The sequence below is a fragment of the Vibrio sp. JC009 genome (genome assembly GCF_029016485.1).
Lineage (GTDB): Bacteria > Pseudomonadota > Gammaproteobacteria > Enterobacterales > Vibrionaceae > Vibrio.
On record NZ_CP092106.1, the window covers coordinates 1,243,166 to 1,259,247 of the forward strand.

The 16,082-nt window shown below is 45.8% G+C and carries 10 protein-coding genes; 2 read left to right on the plus strand and 8 right to left on the minus strand.

Going from position 1 to position 16,082, the window contains the following annotated elements:
* Positions 1 to 76 precede the first annotated feature (76 nt).
* Entirely contained in the window at positions 77 to 2,095 is a 2,019-nt protein-coding gene (locus L3Q72_RS05750) for a methyl-accepting chemotaxis protein (RefSeq protein WP_275131699.1), read from the minus strand.
* A 476-nt stretch (positions 2,096 to 2,571) separates the two neighbouring features.
* Here L3Q72_RS05750 and L3Q72_RS05755 point away from each other — a divergent pair, with 476 nt between their 5' ends.
* Positions 2,572 to 7,827, plus strand: a complete 5,256-nt coding sequence (locus tag L3Q72_RS05755; protein WP_275131700.1) for a response regulator — start codon at positions 2,572 to 2,574, stop codon at positions 7,825 to 7,827.
* An 82-nt stretch (positions 7,828 to 7,909) separates the two neighbouring features.
* On the opposite strand, the gene L3Q72_RS05760 is transcribed toward L3Q72_RS05755, so the two are convergent.
* Positions 7,910 to 9,475, minus strand: a complete 1,566-nt coding sequence (locus L3Q72_RS05760) for a hybrid sensor histidine kinase/response regulator (protein WP_275131701.1) — start codon at positions 9,473 to 9,475, stop codon at positions 7,910 to 7,912.
* Between the two features lie 38 nt (positions 9,476 to 9,513).
* Entirely contained in the window at positions 9,514 to 10,536 is a 1,023-nt protein-coding gene (locus L3Q72_RS05765; RefSeq protein ID WP_275131702.1) for a two-component system response regulator, read from the minus strand.
* Positions 10,537 to 10,707: 171 nt separating this feature from the next.
* Here L3Q72_RS05765 and L3Q72_RS05770 point away from each other — a divergent pair, with 171 nt between their 5' ends.
* Positions 10,708 to 11,382 (plus strand): DUF3047 domain-containing protein, encoded by a 675-nt coding sequence (locus tag L3Q72_RS05770; RefSeq protein WP_275131703.1) that lies wholly within the window; start codon positions 10,708 to 10,710, stop codon positions 11,380 to 11,382.
* Here L3Q72_RS05770 and L3Q72_RS05775 read toward each other — a convergent pair.
* From L3Q72_RS05775 to L3Q72_RS05795, 5 genes are all read right to left on the minus strand, one after another.
* Positions 11,369 to 12,256 (minus strand): LysR family transcriptional regulator, encoded by an 888-nt coding sequence (locus tag L3Q72_RS05775; protein ID WP_275131704.1) that lies wholly within the window; start codon positions 12,254 to 12,256, stop codon positions 11,369 to 11,371. The two genes, L3Q72_RS05770 and L3Q72_RS05775, sit on opposite strands and share 14 nt — an antisense overlap.
* A 222-nt stretch (positions 12,257 to 12,478) precedes the next feature.
* Entirely contained in the window at positions 12,479 to 13,465 is a 987-nt protein-coding gene (locus tag L3Q72_RS05780; RefSeq protein ID WP_275131705.1) for a LuxR C-terminal-related transcriptional regulator, read from the minus strand.
* A complete protein-coding gene (locus tag L3Q72_RS05785) occupies positions 13,459 to 14,469 on the minus strand; it encodes a helix-turn-helix transcriptional regulator (protein ID WP_275131706.1) in 1,011 nt (336 codons plus the stop codon). The genes L3Q72_RS05780 and L3Q72_RS05785 overlap by 7 nt, the downstream gene beginning before the upstream one ends.
* 173 nt (positions 14,470 to 14,642) lie before the next feature.
* On the minus strand, positions 14,643 to 14,990 hold the full coding sequence (locus tag L3Q72_RS05790; RefSeq protein ID WP_275131707.1) for a helix-turn-helix transcriptional regulator: 348 nt from the start codon (positions 14,988 to 14,990) through the stop codon (positions 14,643 to 14,645).
* Between the two features lie 106 nt (positions 14,991 to 15,096).
* Complete coding sequence (locus L3Q72_RS05795) at positions 15,097 to 15,975, minus strand: LysR family transcriptional regulator (protein ID WP_275131708.1); 879 nt, start codon at positions 15,973 to 15,975, stop codon at positions 15,097 to 15,099.
* Positions 15,976 to 16,082: the final 107 nt, after the last annotated feature.

Here is a 16,082-nt window from a genome sequence, read left to right on the forward strand (position 1 = left end):
TGTATTTTATAAGAAACAAATGATTTCCTTGTTCCCACGCCGAAGAGCGTGGGAACATTGAGGTGACAGCAGTAAATTAATAAGCAGGCTGCTCTACCAAAGCAACAGCTTTAGCGGAAGCGGTGTGGTGTTGTGGCTGCATCTGAAGGTTGTCTTCAACCCGTTCAAGGCACTTAACCACATCTTCTGACAGCTCGACCAGTTCATCGAAGTGCTGATTTATCGCGGCCGTATTACCTTCAGACTTAGCCTTGATGATCTTACTGATGGTGGCATGGAACTCACGGTGCGGTTCATCCAGCTCTTTCATTCCCGGTATCTGGCTGAAGTCCTGCATACCTTCACTGAAGTACCATTTGCCCAGGTCGCAGGACTTGTAGCAACAGCCTTCCTGATGAGTGAGCTCCTCCTTGCCGGCAAGGAAGTTGATCATCTTACCAATCCACAGTTTATGGGCCATCTTCGCCAGGCTGATATGGTAAGAAGGATCTGTGATATTAAATTCATTGGCTGTCTTATGCAGTGAGCGCACCAGTTCATGAATATCGGCAGAAGACTTTTCGACTTCTAACGCGGTATCGTGAGTGGTTTTAGCCACATCATTGATAATGGTGATGTTACGGTTCATCTCTTCGCTGACCGCGCCTTGTTCTTCAGCGGCTGCTGCAATCTGCGCTGTCATATCCGCGACGTTATCAACCAGGCCGACGATGTTTAAGATCTGCTGCTCTGAATCCTTAGCCTGCTCTGCGCCTTCTTTCGCGCTTTCAATGCTGGCCGACATGCTGCTTACTGTTGCCTGTACACGGCTCTGAAGCTGTTCAATCGTTGAGCGGATTTCATGAGTGGATTCATTGGTTTTAGCGGCAAGTGCCCTTACTTCATCGGCAACAACTGCAAATCCGCGTCCGTGCTCACCGGCTCTTGCGGCTTCAATAGCGGCGTTCAGGGCCAGAAGGTTAGTTTGTTCAGCAACGCTGATAATCACTTCCAGTACAGATTCGATCTGCTGACTGTCCAGTTCCAGCTGAGAGATCACCTGGCTGGAGTTGGACAACTCTTCCGATAGACCTGTGATGGCTGAAGCGGTTTTCTGCATGCTTGCGCTTCCCTGGCTTGCGTGCTGTTTTACACTGCTCACTTCGTCGGCAACCTTTCCTGAGTTGTCAGCGATATCGTGAACTGTTGCCACCATCTCATTCATGGCGGTAGTAAAGCTTTCGATTTCACGTTTTTGTACGTTGGCGCCTTCAGACGCTTTGGATACCACGCGCATCTGATCTGCCGCTGTTTCTGCTATTTTTGATGAAGCACTTCCCAGTACTCCCAGCAGGCGGTCACAGCCGGAGAAGAGTGTGTCAAATCCAGAATCCAGTTTTACAATTTCATTTTTGTGCTTATCCAGGTCTGCATCGGCAAACTTAGCACTAATACGGGCAGTAAGTATTGCCAGTTCACGCTGTATTGGTCTCATCATCGCGGTGCTGCCAAGAACCTGAATAAGGATTCCCAGAATGGTTAGTGAAATAAGTAACCAGTATCCCTGATCCAATTTGTTGTATAGACGGTTATGCTCTACGTCTTTTAATTGTTTGATTTTGGTATTAAGAGCAGTGAAGCCCTGAAGCGCAGGTGAATCATCAATTTTTACAACAGAGTCAATAGAAGTAACCTCTTCGCCCTGTTTAATCATAGAAGTCACATTCGCCAGCTCTTGTCTGTACTTATCAGCAGTATTTGAAATCGCGGTCAGTGCCTGCTGTTCGTCAAAAGAGAGGTTTCTTGCTGAGCGGTATGCCTGAATGTCATCAGTCAGTGACTTATGATTGTTCAGAGCACGCTGAAGATACTTATCATCCGCCCGAAGTACATAGTTTTTGAAGTTGTGGATCAGGCCGCCGTAGCCGAAGGCTTCTTTCATGCTTTCCAGGTGATTTTGTCTGCTGGCTGCATTTTCCTGGTAGTTATTCCAGCTGCTTTCAACCTGATTGACGGAAAATACGGCAATGGCAAAGCCGCATGCAAACATAACGGAAATGATAACGTTAAACAGTACAAACTGGGTACGGATAGATGTCTTGCTACTTATATCCATGGCATAACCTTTGTCGTAGTAAAATCGATGTTGTTAAATGCTTTTAAGTTGCTTGTTAATAAAAGCATTTATTCTTATGTCACCAATCTTTGATTTTGTTTTCTCTGTGGCTCATGATTGTGTGATTTTTCAATCTAGCCGTTGACTTATTCCTTGTTCATTCGGTGTTAATGTTAATTTTATGTAACCGATGACGGCTATATTCCGTGATTTTGCCCCAAAAGACCACAATTAAATTGAGCGTATTGGTTGTTTTGTGATTCTTGTCACTCATTTATTTTGCGGCTCATATTTGGTTGGTTTGTTTTAGGGAGTGTGTGGGGGAAAGAGTGAGATGATCACAAATGCAACAAAATTTTTACCATTGTAACGGGGTTTTCCATCGAATCTGGTCCAAGAGTATATACTCAACTTAATGATCTGATTAAAAAATAAACGTCAGCGGATAGGCGTATAAATTGGCTTGGTGACTGTATATGGATATTAGCTCTGCTCGTTTTCTTTGTTGCACCAAAAGTGCGAACAAAGTCAAACAAATCATTTTGTTGGTTTTCCTGTCGTTATTTACTGTTTGTGCTGCTTTTGCTGACCACGTTCCCGGTCACAAAGAGACCAGTGCAGCGGAAATGGATGCTCCTGCGCTAGAAAAGATGGCCCTGGAGCTGAAATATATCGATGAGATTCTTACCTCTTCGGTACTGAATTTTGCCTTTACCGGCGAAGAAGAGTGGGCTTTGCGCTATCAGGAGAACGATATAAAGGCGAGCAGGTTAATAGAGATCCTGATCAGTTCGCCTCAGATACAGCACGTCGAACTGGTGAGTAAGGTCAGAAATGCGAACTATAACCTTGTTACACTGGAGCGGGCTGCTATTGAGGCCGTTCGCCGGGGAGACAAGCAGGAAGCTGTCGCAATTTTAAACTCAAATGCATACCGCAATAACAAGTCTGTTCTTATGCAGGGGTTAGATGATTATGTTGAAGTTCTTAACACTACAGAGGTGGTAAAAAATATACTGCCGGCCTCTTATGGCATGGTGCAGTTAAGCGGAGCCGAGAGAGAGTGGATTGAGAGCAACACCGTCAGAATTGGCATCGATTACTGGCCACCGATTGTATACGAAGAAAATGGTCAGCTAAAAGGACTGGCTGGTGAGCTAATGAACCAGATCATTGCTCTGACAGGTCTTAAAGTTGAGTTTGAGTCTGATGACTGGACCAATATCTGGAATAATTTCACCGAAGGAAGGTATGACCTGTTGCTTGAGGTTTACCACAGCAAAGAGCGTGAGGAATATGGTAACTATTCCTCTCCGTACTATATGGTGAATGAAAGGTTTTATGTACTGGATAAGCGCACGGACCTGAATCAGTTGGCAGATTTAACCAGTGTAAAAGTTGCAATACCGGCCGGATATACAACGGTAGATAAGGTGAAAGAGGCCTTCCCTTCAATAAAAATTGTGGAAACTGAGCATATCGAAGAGTCGATAAATCTGGTTATTGACGGGGCTGTTGATGCCATGATTGACTCCCAGATTATTGTAGAATCCAGGCTAAAAGCGAGGAATATAGACAAGTTAAGAGTGATTGATGCCGAGGCAATAAGCCCGTCAGCACTGCATTTTCTTACGGCGCTTGATCAGCCGGTATTACATAATATTATCGAGAAGGGGCTTGATGCTGTGGCCTCGAATAAGTCCATGATTGCAGATGATGAGTGGGTGAAATCTCAGATTCATACTGAGGCTGATAACGCACAGTTCAAAATTAGTGATGACAGACTGATCAGGTTTTTCACTTACATAGTTATTGTCATTCTGGCCTTTGTTGCTTTTGTTCATTTTGCTGTGCGTAAGGTTGATGAGAACAGACTGGCAAACTTAATGGGCTCGGAGAGATTCCGGTACTATTACTTTCTTGGTCTGATCGCTTTTGCTCTGGTGTTATTTACCATGACGTCGGGCTTTATCAGCAGCTTTAAGTCTAAGACTCAGGATAATCTGGCTTACAACTTTGACAGTTTGCTCTGGTCCACTCATAACCGCATAGATGGCTGGATTACCAGAGAAATCAGCGACCTTAAGCAGTTGGGTAAAACGCCTGAACTGGTGGAAATCACAGAGCGGCTCCTTGCACTTCCGAGAGATAAGGCCGCGCTTGTTCATTCACAAGAGCAGGCTGAAATTCGTAATTTCTTTAAAGAAAGAGAAGAGACATTTGGCGCCATCGGGTTTTTCATTATAGCGCCGGATGACATGATCAGTCTGGCTTCACGGCGTGACACCAACATTGGTACGGTTAATTTCGTAAGCAAGAAAAAACCGCTGCTAATAAAAAGAGTACTGGCAGGGGAAGGGGTGTTTATCTCTCCTATCCGTTCCGATGTTAATTTAACAGATTCTCACACCAGCTCACAAAAACCCCCAACCATGCTTTTTGCTGCGCCGGTAATGAAGGGAAATAAAGTCATTGCGATTGTAACCCGCCGTATCGATCCGGAAGGTGAATTTTCAGAGGTTCTTTCGGCCAGTTCAATCGGAAAGACAGGCGAAACTTATGCGGTAGATGGTGATGGGCTGCTGATTTCCAATATTCGTTTTGCAGAGCAGGTGAAATCGCTTGGACTTGTTCAGGAAGATCGTAAACCGATTCTTAACCTGAGAATTGCCGATCCGGGAGTGAACCTGGCAAACGGAGAAAAAAGTCAGATTCCTCGGCAGGAGTGGCCGCTAACCCGGATGGCAAAAGATGTCACCCTGTTTATCGAAGACGGCGATCTGGAAGGGTACCGGGATTATCGCGGGGTACCTGTTGTGGGAAGCTGGGTATGGGATCACTATCTGGATCTTGGTATTGCCACTGAGCTGGATGTTTCTGAGGCCTATGAGCAGTTTACGACTTTTCAGTACACTCTATACGGAATGCTGACAGTGGCGCTTATGCTGATATTCGGCAGTTCGTTCTTTACCCTGGAGTTGGGCAAGCGCGCGACAAATGCATTAAGCCGCTCCCAGGCTGAGCTTGAAGATCTGGTGGGAGAGCGGACTTCTGAGCTCAATCAGTCCATTAAGCGCACCCGTTCTATTATTGAAAATGCATCCGATGGCGTTGTTGTCACCAACCAGTACGGACGGATTATTGAGTTCAGCCCTGCTGCGGAAATGATATTTGGCTATACCGAGGACGAACTCCAGTGCCAGCCTCTGGAAATTCTGATGGATGAACCGTTTCATCTCTACGACCTGCATCCGGAGGATATGGAGTTTGATTCGGATAATCTGACAGATGCCCTGTTTGAAGTGGAGGGACGCCGTAAAGATGGTCAGAGATTTGATATGGAAGTCTCTGTAGGTGAATCTGTGCTGGATGGTGACCATATCTATACCGGCATGGTGCGTGATATTACCAGCAGGAAAGAAGCCGAACGTGAGCTTATGTTTGCCAAAGAGGCAGCAGAAGAAGCGACTCAGGCCAAGAGCGATTTTCTTGCCAATATGAGCCATGAAATCCGCACACCGATGAACGCCATTATCGGAATGAGTTACCTGGCCCTGCAGACTGATCTGAGCAAGAAGCAACTGGATTATGTCAATAAGATCCACGGCTCTGCTAATGCGCTGTTAGGTATTATTAACGATATTCTGGACTTCTCGAAAATAGAGGCCGGTAAGCTGGATATTGAGAATATTTCCTTTGATCTTAATTCCACTCTGGAGCAGATGATTCAGGTCATCACAGTGAAGAGCAAGCAGAAAGGGCTTGAGCTGCTGATTGATGTTCCGCCAAATATTCCGACTAACCTTGTGGGTGACCCGCTCAGACTGGGACAGATCCTGACTAATCTTGCCAATAACGCCATTAAGTTTACTGATCAGGGCGAGGTGATTATCCGATCCCGCCTTATTTCTCTGGAGGAAGAGTCGGTAATGCTGGAGTTTGCGGTGCAAGATACCGGTATCGGTATGACAGAGGCTCAGCTTGGCAAACTGTTCCAGTCTTTCTCTCAGGCTGATGCATCCACAACCCGGAACTACGGCGGTACCGGCCTTGGCCTGACCATCAGTAAATCCCTGACAGAAATGATGGGTGGTGAAATCTGGGTAGAAAGCACCTACGGAGAAGGCAGTACTTTCTTCTTCACCGTCCGGTTTGGTATTTCCGAGGACTTTGAGCAGGGGCTGAAATCCAGATATTCAATGGAAGATATTCGCAGTATGCCGATCCTTATTGTGGATGACAGTCCTACCGCCTGCGAAATATTGCTGAATCTGGCTCTAAGCCTGAACTTTGATGTGGATGTCGCGCATTCCGGCTCCGAGGCTCTGGATAAAATTGTTCGCGCTGAGATGGAAAAAAGGCCGTACAAAATGATCTTCACCGACTGGAAGATGCCGCTGGTTGACGGCATTGAGCTGACCAAACTTATCCGCTCTCATAGCGATATTAAAAATCCGGGTAAGATTGTCATTATGACGGCTTATGATAAGGACGAGTTAGTCAGAGAAGCGGCTGGTGTTGATTTTAGTGGATACCTTGCCAAACCGATTACCGCGTCGGCCCTGCTTGACGTCACTATGTCTGCGCTGGGCAGTGAACATGATGTTAAGCCCGTTCAGTCTTCTTCGAAGCTGGATACCAGCATTACCGCATCCATTGCGGGAGCTCATGTTCTGGTGGTGGAAGATAATGAAATTAACCAGCAGATAGCAGTAGAGCTTCTGACCATGTCCGGTCTGCATATTTCTGTTGCTGAGAACGGCCAGATAGCCGTCGATAAAATCAAGGAAAATGAGTACGACGCCGTGCTAATGGATATCCAGATGCCGGTGCTGGACGGTTATGGCGCGACTCGCGAAATAAGAAGCCTGCCCGAGTTCGATGAGCTTCCGATTATTGCTATGACGGCGAATGCGATGAGTACGGATCATGAAAAATGTCTCGAGGCGGGTATGAATGACCACCTTGCTAAGCCTATCGATCCTAAAGCTGTGCTTGAATGTCTGGTGAAGTGGGTTAAACCGGGAGAGCGGCAGGCACCGGAAGGCTATCTTGAACAGTTGGCAGCAAACAGTGAAGAGGAGACCGAAGAGACGCTTCCAGAGCTTGCTGGCTTTGACACTGAAGGCGGAATGGCCCGCTCAGCAGGTAGTGTTAAAACCTATACCAGGATGCTCCGTAAATTTGCGGATTCACAGGCTGATGCTCTGGAAGAACTTGAGAAAGAGGTGGCAACCGGCGATCTGCATACCGCAGAGAGAATGGCCCATACCCTGAAAGGTCTGGCGGGTAATATCGGGGCAATGGAACTGTTTGAAGAAGCAGCGCTGCTTGAATCTCATCTTCGCCGCGAGCATGAAGAGGGGAATAGCGCTATTTCAGATGAGCAGGCCTTTGGTGACAAACTGGCAAATACCGCAGGAAAACTTAAACAGGCGATAGAGACGATTCAGGCTGCCATATCCGTTGAAAAAGAGCAGGTAACAGAGTCTTCGGGAGAGTTGGACTATGACAAACTGCGCGAGTTAGTGGATAAGCTTTCTCAGGAAGTGGAAGACTCCGATGCTGACGCAATAGATACCGCCGAGGCCATTGATGAACTGGTACAGGGAAGCGGGCTTCAGAGTACGGTTAAGCGTCTGGATGAGCAGCTCAACGACTATGACTTTGAAGCGGCCGAAGAGACGCTGGCAGAGCTAAAAGAGCAGCTTGATGAAGTTGCCCCTGCCTGACATAGTGTAATGAGCGTTATTTCATATTCATCAGCTCCGGTATGCATTCCCACGCTGGAGCGTGGGAACGAGGGGAACCTGGCTAGGCGGCCGGTAAGCTCACTGTTATTTTGGTTGTTTCAGCGATATCATCCACATCGAGGTCAATTCTGCCATTTTGTGCTTCTATAAGCAGTTTGGCTGAGTAAGTTCCCAGACCGGTTCCTGCCTCTTTTCCGCAGGTGACATATTTGTTCCAGAAAGTCTGGCGTATCTCTTGCGGAACAACCCCGTAATTCTGGATGCTTATCTCAATGTTCCGGTTTTCCTGCTTAACGTGTACCGCGATGCGGCTGTTGTCCGGTGAAGCTTCGCAGGCATTTTTTATCAGATTACTCAGTGCGGAATAGGTCAGGGATTCATCCCCTGCAGCCGTCAGATCCAGAGTGTCACTTTCGTCGGCAAAATGCTCCAGATAAACCATCAGACGTTTATGGCGGAACGTCTCTTTGCTGCTAAGGCAGAGGTTTTTCAAAAGCTCTATCACAGAATAGGTATCAGGTGTCTGTTCATATTGCCCGCTCTCAATTTTAAATATGTCTGCTGACAGATTGACCATATTATTCATCTGAGAGGAAAGGTTCTGGATAGAGGCGAGCATCTCCTGTGTTTTCACCGGAAGGCGGTTATCTGTGGTGAGCTCTTCCGATATCGCCATTATTCCGGAGATTGGCCCTTTCAGATCATGATGCAGCATCTGATCCACATCATCCTTCATTCGTTGCATAGAGAGCATATTATCGATATCTATCTGCAGATTCTTTTTAAGGGCAACCATCCCCATCAGATTGTTAACCCTGAGAAGGAGCATTTCAGGATCAACCGGTTTGGTGATGTAATCGATCGCGCCACCCCGGAGCCCTTGCTCCGCATGTTTGGTATCCGTCAGAGCCGTAACGAATATGACCGGAATATTTTCCGATGTCGGATGGGAGCGCATTTTTTCTAACACTTCAAAGCCATTCATTCCCGGCATCATTACATCAAGCAATACCAGATCCGGCGGAGAGTCAGACTGAACCATAGAAAGGGCTTTAGGCCCGTCTTTAGCTAACTGAATACGGTAGTGTTTACGCAGCAAACCTGCCATTAGTTTCAGATTTTCCGGGGTGTCATCGACAACCAGAACCGTTTGTTCCGGCTTTTCTTCTTCGCGGTTTTCAGGCGCCTTTGTTTTTTCCGCAAGCTGTTTTGGCGCCGGTGGCTTGGTGCGGTTTCTGACTTTACCGGACATGGCTTCTTTAAAGCGGTCGCGCAGAGTCTGAACGGTAAATGGCTTAATGATGAGGTCGGTAACGCCGCTTTGAATCACTTCGGCAATCTTAGAGCGCTGTGACTCAGCGGTAAGCATGATAAAGGGGATTTTTGCCCACTCAGGGTTGGATTTGATTTTATCCAGTAGCTCCATGCCGCTCATAACCGGCATATTCCAGTCGGACAGAATGATATCTACCTGGCTCCGGTTTAGTATTTCCAGTGCATGCTGGCCGTTTTCGGCCTGTGTAATGTTATTTGCATTGATACCGATACGGGTTAACTGCTCTGCAGTGATTTTACGAATCGCTTCCATATCATCGACAACGAGCACATGCGTATTCTGGGCTTCCATGGGCTTCTCCGGATTCAGCTAGCCAATATAAGTTGTTATTAGTCTGTAAGTGTTTCTTTTATGTCTATAATCTTGCTTAGATTGTCTTTAAATACTTTTACCAGTTCCGGGTCAAAGTGTTCTCCTGCTTCCCGCTCAATAAGTGCGACCGTATCTTCGACAGACCAGGCTTTTTTATAAGGCCGTTCACTGGTGAGTGCATCAAACACATCGGCAATGGCAACAATGCGTCCGACAAGTGGGATCTCTTCTCCTTTCAGCCCTTTTGGGTAGCCTTTGCCATTCCACTTTTCGTGGTGGGTGACGGCGATAGTGCTGGCCATTTCCAGCAGTTCGCTGCCTTCGGTATCCCCCAAAATCGCCGGGCCAATTTCAGAGTGAGTTTTCATGATCTCAAATTCTTCAGGCTCCAGTTTACCGGGCTTTTTGAGAATGCTGTCGGGGATACCTATTTTGCCTATATCATGCATGGTTGCGGCATCGCGAAGCAGTTCTGCGTTTTCTTCAGACATGCCCATGCCTATGCCCAGAATCTGGGTGTAGTGGCTCATGCGGGACACATGAAATCCGGTTTCGTTGTCCTTGTACTCACCGGCACGACCAAGGCTTTTTATCACCTTCATCCGGGTATATTCGATTTCCCCAAGTTGTTCTTTAACCTTGTGTGAAAGGGCTCTGTTCTGATCAAACAGGCTTAAGTGAGTGCGGACTCTCTGCTTGACGATAGGCGGGCTGATGGGTTTGGCGATATAGTCAACAGCGCCCAGTTCAAGCCCTTTCAGTTCATCTTCGGGAGAGATTTTCGCGGTGACAAAAATGACCGGGATATGGCGGGTGTTCAGTTCAGACTTTAATTTTTCGCATACCTGGTAGCCATCGATACCCGGCATCATAATATCTAACAGAATAAGGTCGGGCTGCGGCTGCTTGGCGGCAAGTTTTAGCGCCGTTTCACCGTTTCTGGCCACCTTAATTTTATAATCCGCTTTCAGTATTCCGACCAGCACATCAATGTTTTCCGGTGTGTCATCGACAACCAGAATGGTCTCCTTATCTGTCATAGCCAACGTCCTTGGTGAGCGTATATATAATTATTCTTTATAAGAGTAGAACAAAAAACCTAAACTGGGTTGTTAAACTGTAAATAGCTTTAATTAGCTCAAAATTTATTCTTAAGTTTGAACTAATTTCAACTTATCAAGGGTCTATAAGAGAGAAGGGGAGGGATTTTGATGCATAAAATATTATTTCCGTTTATTTATCTGCTGGGTTCCGCTTCAGTTTTCAGTGCTGAGGCAGCAATAAACGTGACTCAATTTGCAGAGCAGGATCTGAGTATCTGGAAAGAAAAGTCATTTTCCGGCTATACGCAATATGCGATCGTTGAGCAGGAGGGTGGCTCTGTGCTTCAGGCAAACAGCAGTGCCAGCGCCTCTGGGCTGGCACTGGAGCGCAAAATCGATCTGCTAAAAACACCTTATATTAACTGGAGCTGGATGACCCAAACGCAGCTTATGGGGTTTGATGAGCTGGCCAAATCAGGTGATGACTATTCTGCGCGTATCTATCTTGTTCTGGATGGCGGCTGGCAGATATGGAAAACCAAGGCGCTGAATTATGTCTGGTCAGGCAACCAGCCAGAAGCGAGCCGCTGGGATAATGCCTTTGCCGGAAGTAACGCAAAAATGATTGCTGTAAAAGGGAAAGAGGCGGAACTGAATCAATGGTACCGGGAAAAGCGAAATGTGTACAAAGACCTAATTTCGGCCTTTGGCGATAAAGGAAGCGATAAGAAAAACCAGAAAGCTTACCGCTATGTTGATGTGGTTGCCATAATGACCGACACGGACAACAGCGGCCAGCAGGCCACAGCGTATTACGGGGATATTATTTTTACAGCAGATTAGCTTTTATATCGGCAATAATATTGTCAAAGCGCGCCGGCAGTGTCCGGTTTCGCTTTCTTACCAGGTACAGAGTTTCATAGACAAAACTTTCAGACTTAAACAGTTTGAGTTTTTCAGGCTCAGGAAAGCTCTCTACGGAACTTTGCGGCAGTACGGTAAATCCCAGCCCTTTAGAGACAGGAAGCAGGATCTGTCCAATCTGGTTAACGTATCCGGAAGTGGGGATGTCGTTGATGTTCAGGTTTGCCAGATCGCTGTTTCCGCACTGGGAAAAATACAACGAAGCATAATGGAGTGCATTGGGGTGGCGGATAAATCCAAGCTCTATCAACTCCTGCGCAGAACTGCAGTGACAGCTTTTGCTGTTGGGCATGATAAGACACAGCGGTTCCCTGCCAACTTCTTCCGCATCAAACATACTCTTGTTGGGAATATCTGTGACTATGCCAAGGTCGATGCCGCCGTTTTGCACTTCCGCCAAAATGATATGGTTGGGTGCGGCTTCCATATGGATAGTCAGCTGCGGGTGCGCTTTTTGTCTCTCAAGTAACCTGGGAAATAGCAGCAGCGCCAGAGAGCCGGAGCAGGATAGCCGGCATTCACCGCTGTTTGGATCATCAAAGGCTAAGCTTTCCAGCAGAGCAGTCTCGCTTTGGGCCAGTTGTAGCGCGTAACGGTAGACAAGGCGGCCTTGCTCGGTAAGTTCAAAGCTCTTCTTCTCCCGGTGGATAAGCGGGTATCCACAGGACTCCTCCAGTTTGCGGATATGCTGACTGACACCGGGCTGAGTCATATACAGCTTTTCTGCTGTTTTGGTGAAATGTCCGGTATCAATCAGGGTTTTGAAGGTATTCAGCCAGTTAGGATTTAGCATAGCAATATTGATAACAAAAAATTATTGTCAAGAGAATAATTGATAAATCTGAATTAATCCAGATAGGTGGTTTTGCCGGAAATAAAAAAAACCAGCAGGGCGACATTAACCTTGCTGGCATAAATGCAATTTAACGTAATAGAAATTGTAGCCAACCAACATTGTTATTTGTTGATTAACAGTGATTATCGACAAAACTATCGGAAATGTTTATGGGTGAAATTAGCTATTTTGCGCAAGCAGCTTTCTTACTGCCTCTGTTCTTGTCTTTACGCCCAATAACTTATAGATGTTTTTCAGGTGATTTGAAGCGGTGAACTTACTGATATGAAGCTCGTCAGCGATCTGTTTATCGCTGAGTCCTTTTAAAAGCGCTTTAGCAACCTGTTTCTGTCTTCGGGAGAGTTGTTCCGGCAAAGGGGCTTCGTTGGCGACTTCCAGATAAACCAGACTTCCGCTTTTAGTGGCTTCGATTATGGTTCCGTTTATTGGAGAGAGGCGCACAGGTATTTCAGGTTTCAGGTCGGGTAATTCGTATCTGTGGTCTTTGCCTAGCCCCAGCTTTTCCATCCTGTCCAGAAACGGGGCTTCCGCATGGAGAAGGTATCCGTTGATATCACAAGCCGCACGGCAACTATTTCTGTGAACCCAGCCCCGGTTGAACGAGGAGAGAATGTTCAGCCTTTTGGCTTCAATAATGTGTTCAAAATAGAGATTGCAGAAAGATAACGCTTCTTGAGGGAGATTTTTATCCAGCTCTTTAGAGTGGATCCCGACAATATCAATGTAGTCTCCATGATTGATTGCCCAGAAGGCACAGTCTGAAGTCAGATAAATATTCTTTGCAACAGAAGAGGTTGCCGGTTGTCCGGGGCTTTGAAAATATTCAGTTGTAATATCAAAAACTTGCTGGCTGATAAGAGAAGGGTATTTGTTTATCAGGCTGTCCAGCTCTTTTTGAGTGACTTTTGTCGCATCCTGCTGTTCCAGCATCTGGGGAACAACAAGATTATAACCATAGGAACTGGACAGAAGAGTTAGCTGCTCATCGCGTCTTACTGAAAACCATATCCCTTCGCAGACATTAAGTTTTTCATTCAGGTTATCAAAACAAAACCGTTGAAAATCGGGCAGACTGACATCATTTGCGGTGCCATATAACCGGGCAATAAGCCTGGAAAGTTCTGCCTGATCTTCAAAACTCAGCATTCAAGTGCTCCCTGCTTTGAAAGCTGAGCGATAAGGGCGGTGCGGTTTTTTACCCTGACTTTCTTAAAAATATTGTTCAGGTGGTTGTTTACTGTAGAAGGGGAGATCTCCAGCTGTTCAGAGATTGATTTGTCAGGCAGTCCCTGCGAAACAAGAGCGGCAATCTGCTTTTCTCTTTTGGTAAGCTTCAGCTGAGTTTGTTGAATGACTTCGATATAGAATGCACCCTGTATAAAATCGATATTGATGTGAAGATCTTTATCAACGAAGAGTTGTGAGTGAGTCTGAGCAGAATCGAAGTCTAAGTCTATTTTCCCTTGGCTGATAATATTTTCAGCCATGCTGTAAAAGGCTGATTCAGCCTCAATAATAAAGCCAAAGCGATCGCAAACCGCTCTGGTACAATTTAGCTTTGTAGAAGGACGTTTAAAGCTGCTTAGTATGTTGATTCTGAATGATTCCACCAGATGAGGGAATAGTAGCTGATAGGTCTGTTTGTCCTTTTCACTAAATGGCTTTGCACGATCAGCACGATACAAGCTGATCAGATGAGTAATAGTGTTTTCTGTGGCTGGGGACATGCAACTGATAATCTGTTCCAGACCAAATTTAGCGCAGTGATCTGTGTATGAAGGTGTTTTGAGCCACTCTTCTTCTGGCATAACATCAAAGAGGTCAATGACCTTTCCCTGATTCTTTACCAATTGAACGAATACCCAATCCTGCTCTGTTCCAGAAGTCATCACTCTTTGGTAGTTATCCATAAAAGCTTCCGGCTGGTTATACAGGTAGGTATCATCAGCAAGTTTGGTTGCGATATATTCATGGGAGTTCATATCGCTTCTGGTTACCCAGATACCGCTATCAGTCTGGATATGATTAATAACTTGTTGATATGCCAGTTGCTTAAAATCAACAAGGGAGCTCTCATTCGCGATTCTGTAAATGTTTTTAATTGTGCCCGATAAAGATTCAAGCAAGCTTGGTTCTGTTTGTACTTCCATAAACGGCCTTTTTATTCTTTTTATAAATATTGAGCCTATATTGGCACAAGTTATGTGTCAGGGCGATGCTATATGTAAAATGATGAATATAACCTATTGAATCATCGCACTAAGTGTGAGCGGGATAACGAAAACAGGTAATAGAAAACTCTGTGACAAAGACAGAGTGTGATTTATTCCACCACGTGAGTGTATTCGATGATCACCTGGTTGCCTTCGATATGCGCGCTTTTGATCTCACCGTCAATCACAACTCTGGTCTGAAGGTGCATCACCTTGTCAGTTTCATAAGCAGCCTGCCTTAAGGAAGGAACAATTAATTTAGGATCCACATGAAGCAGCTTACACAGGTGTTCCACAAAGCTTATGGTTAAAGGCATTTTTCCTTTCATATAGCCGGAAAATTCAGCCTGAGAAATGCCCAGTTTTTTTACCACCTCCATCTGCGTCATACGCATCTTGGCTTTTTGTGACATCCAGATATCGTTTAGCGCCTGCAGGTCCTGATCGTTAAATTCCATTTTTGCTCTCTGTTTGTTTTGTAATGCCCCGATAATAGCAGTTGCGAAGGCGATGTATTGTCAGGATAAATACAGAATATAAGACTATTAACTGAAAGTTATGAATTTATTTCTGGTTTACTGTTTCCAGTACAAAATCCCGGAATGCCTGATTGGCACTGGAGAGATAACGGTTTTTACGCCATGCAAGGCTAAGATCGATATAGAAGGGTTTGGCAAATCTTCGGGTCACAATATGGTCATCATCCTGTATGGCGACTTTCCACATGGGAGATATGGCAAAGCCCTGTCTGATCACAGACTTAATCAGTGGCAGCAGGTTGCTTGAAAAGGCGATCTTAGGCAGAACATTCTCTTCACGGCTAATTTTTTCTATCAGCGAATGGTGATAATAACCTTTGCGGAACAGAACCAGTTCGTGTGCCAGAAAGTCGCTGTACTCAATTCGCTCTTTTTCTGCCAGTGGATGGTCAGCCGCCATACAGACCACCATCTCTTCCTGAATCAGTTTTCCGCTTTCCAGTTCCGGAGTCAGGTACTGGTCGGCAATAACACCGAGCTCCAGTTCATCATTAAGCAGCATTTCGCGGATGTTTCTTGTTCCGTCATCGACAATGCTCAGTTGCAGTCCGGGATACTGATGCTTAAAGGCCATTAGTATGGGAGGAAAAAAGTATGACCCCATCATGCTGGGAGCACCAAACTCCACCTCGCCCTTGTCCAGTGAGCCAAGGTTTTGGATAGAAAGCTCTGCATCTGAAGCCAGTTTAAGGATCTGCTTTGCCTGAAGCAGAAAGCTCTGACCTGCTATGGTCAGATCAACCCCACGCTCTTTACGGTGGAAAAGAGGGGCTCCCAGACTTGCTTCCAGTTTTTTTATGCTGGTGCTGATAGCCGGCTGGGCAAGGCTGAGCCTGCGGGAAGCGCCGGAAATCGTGCCTTCTTCCGCTACGGCAACAAAGTGCTGGAGTTGTCTGAATTCCATGGCTTTCCTATGACATTTGGTTAAATTTCTGAGAAATCTAACGGTATAAATAATATATATGGAACTCATAAATATAATATATTTTATTTATTGGCAAGGGTTAATTA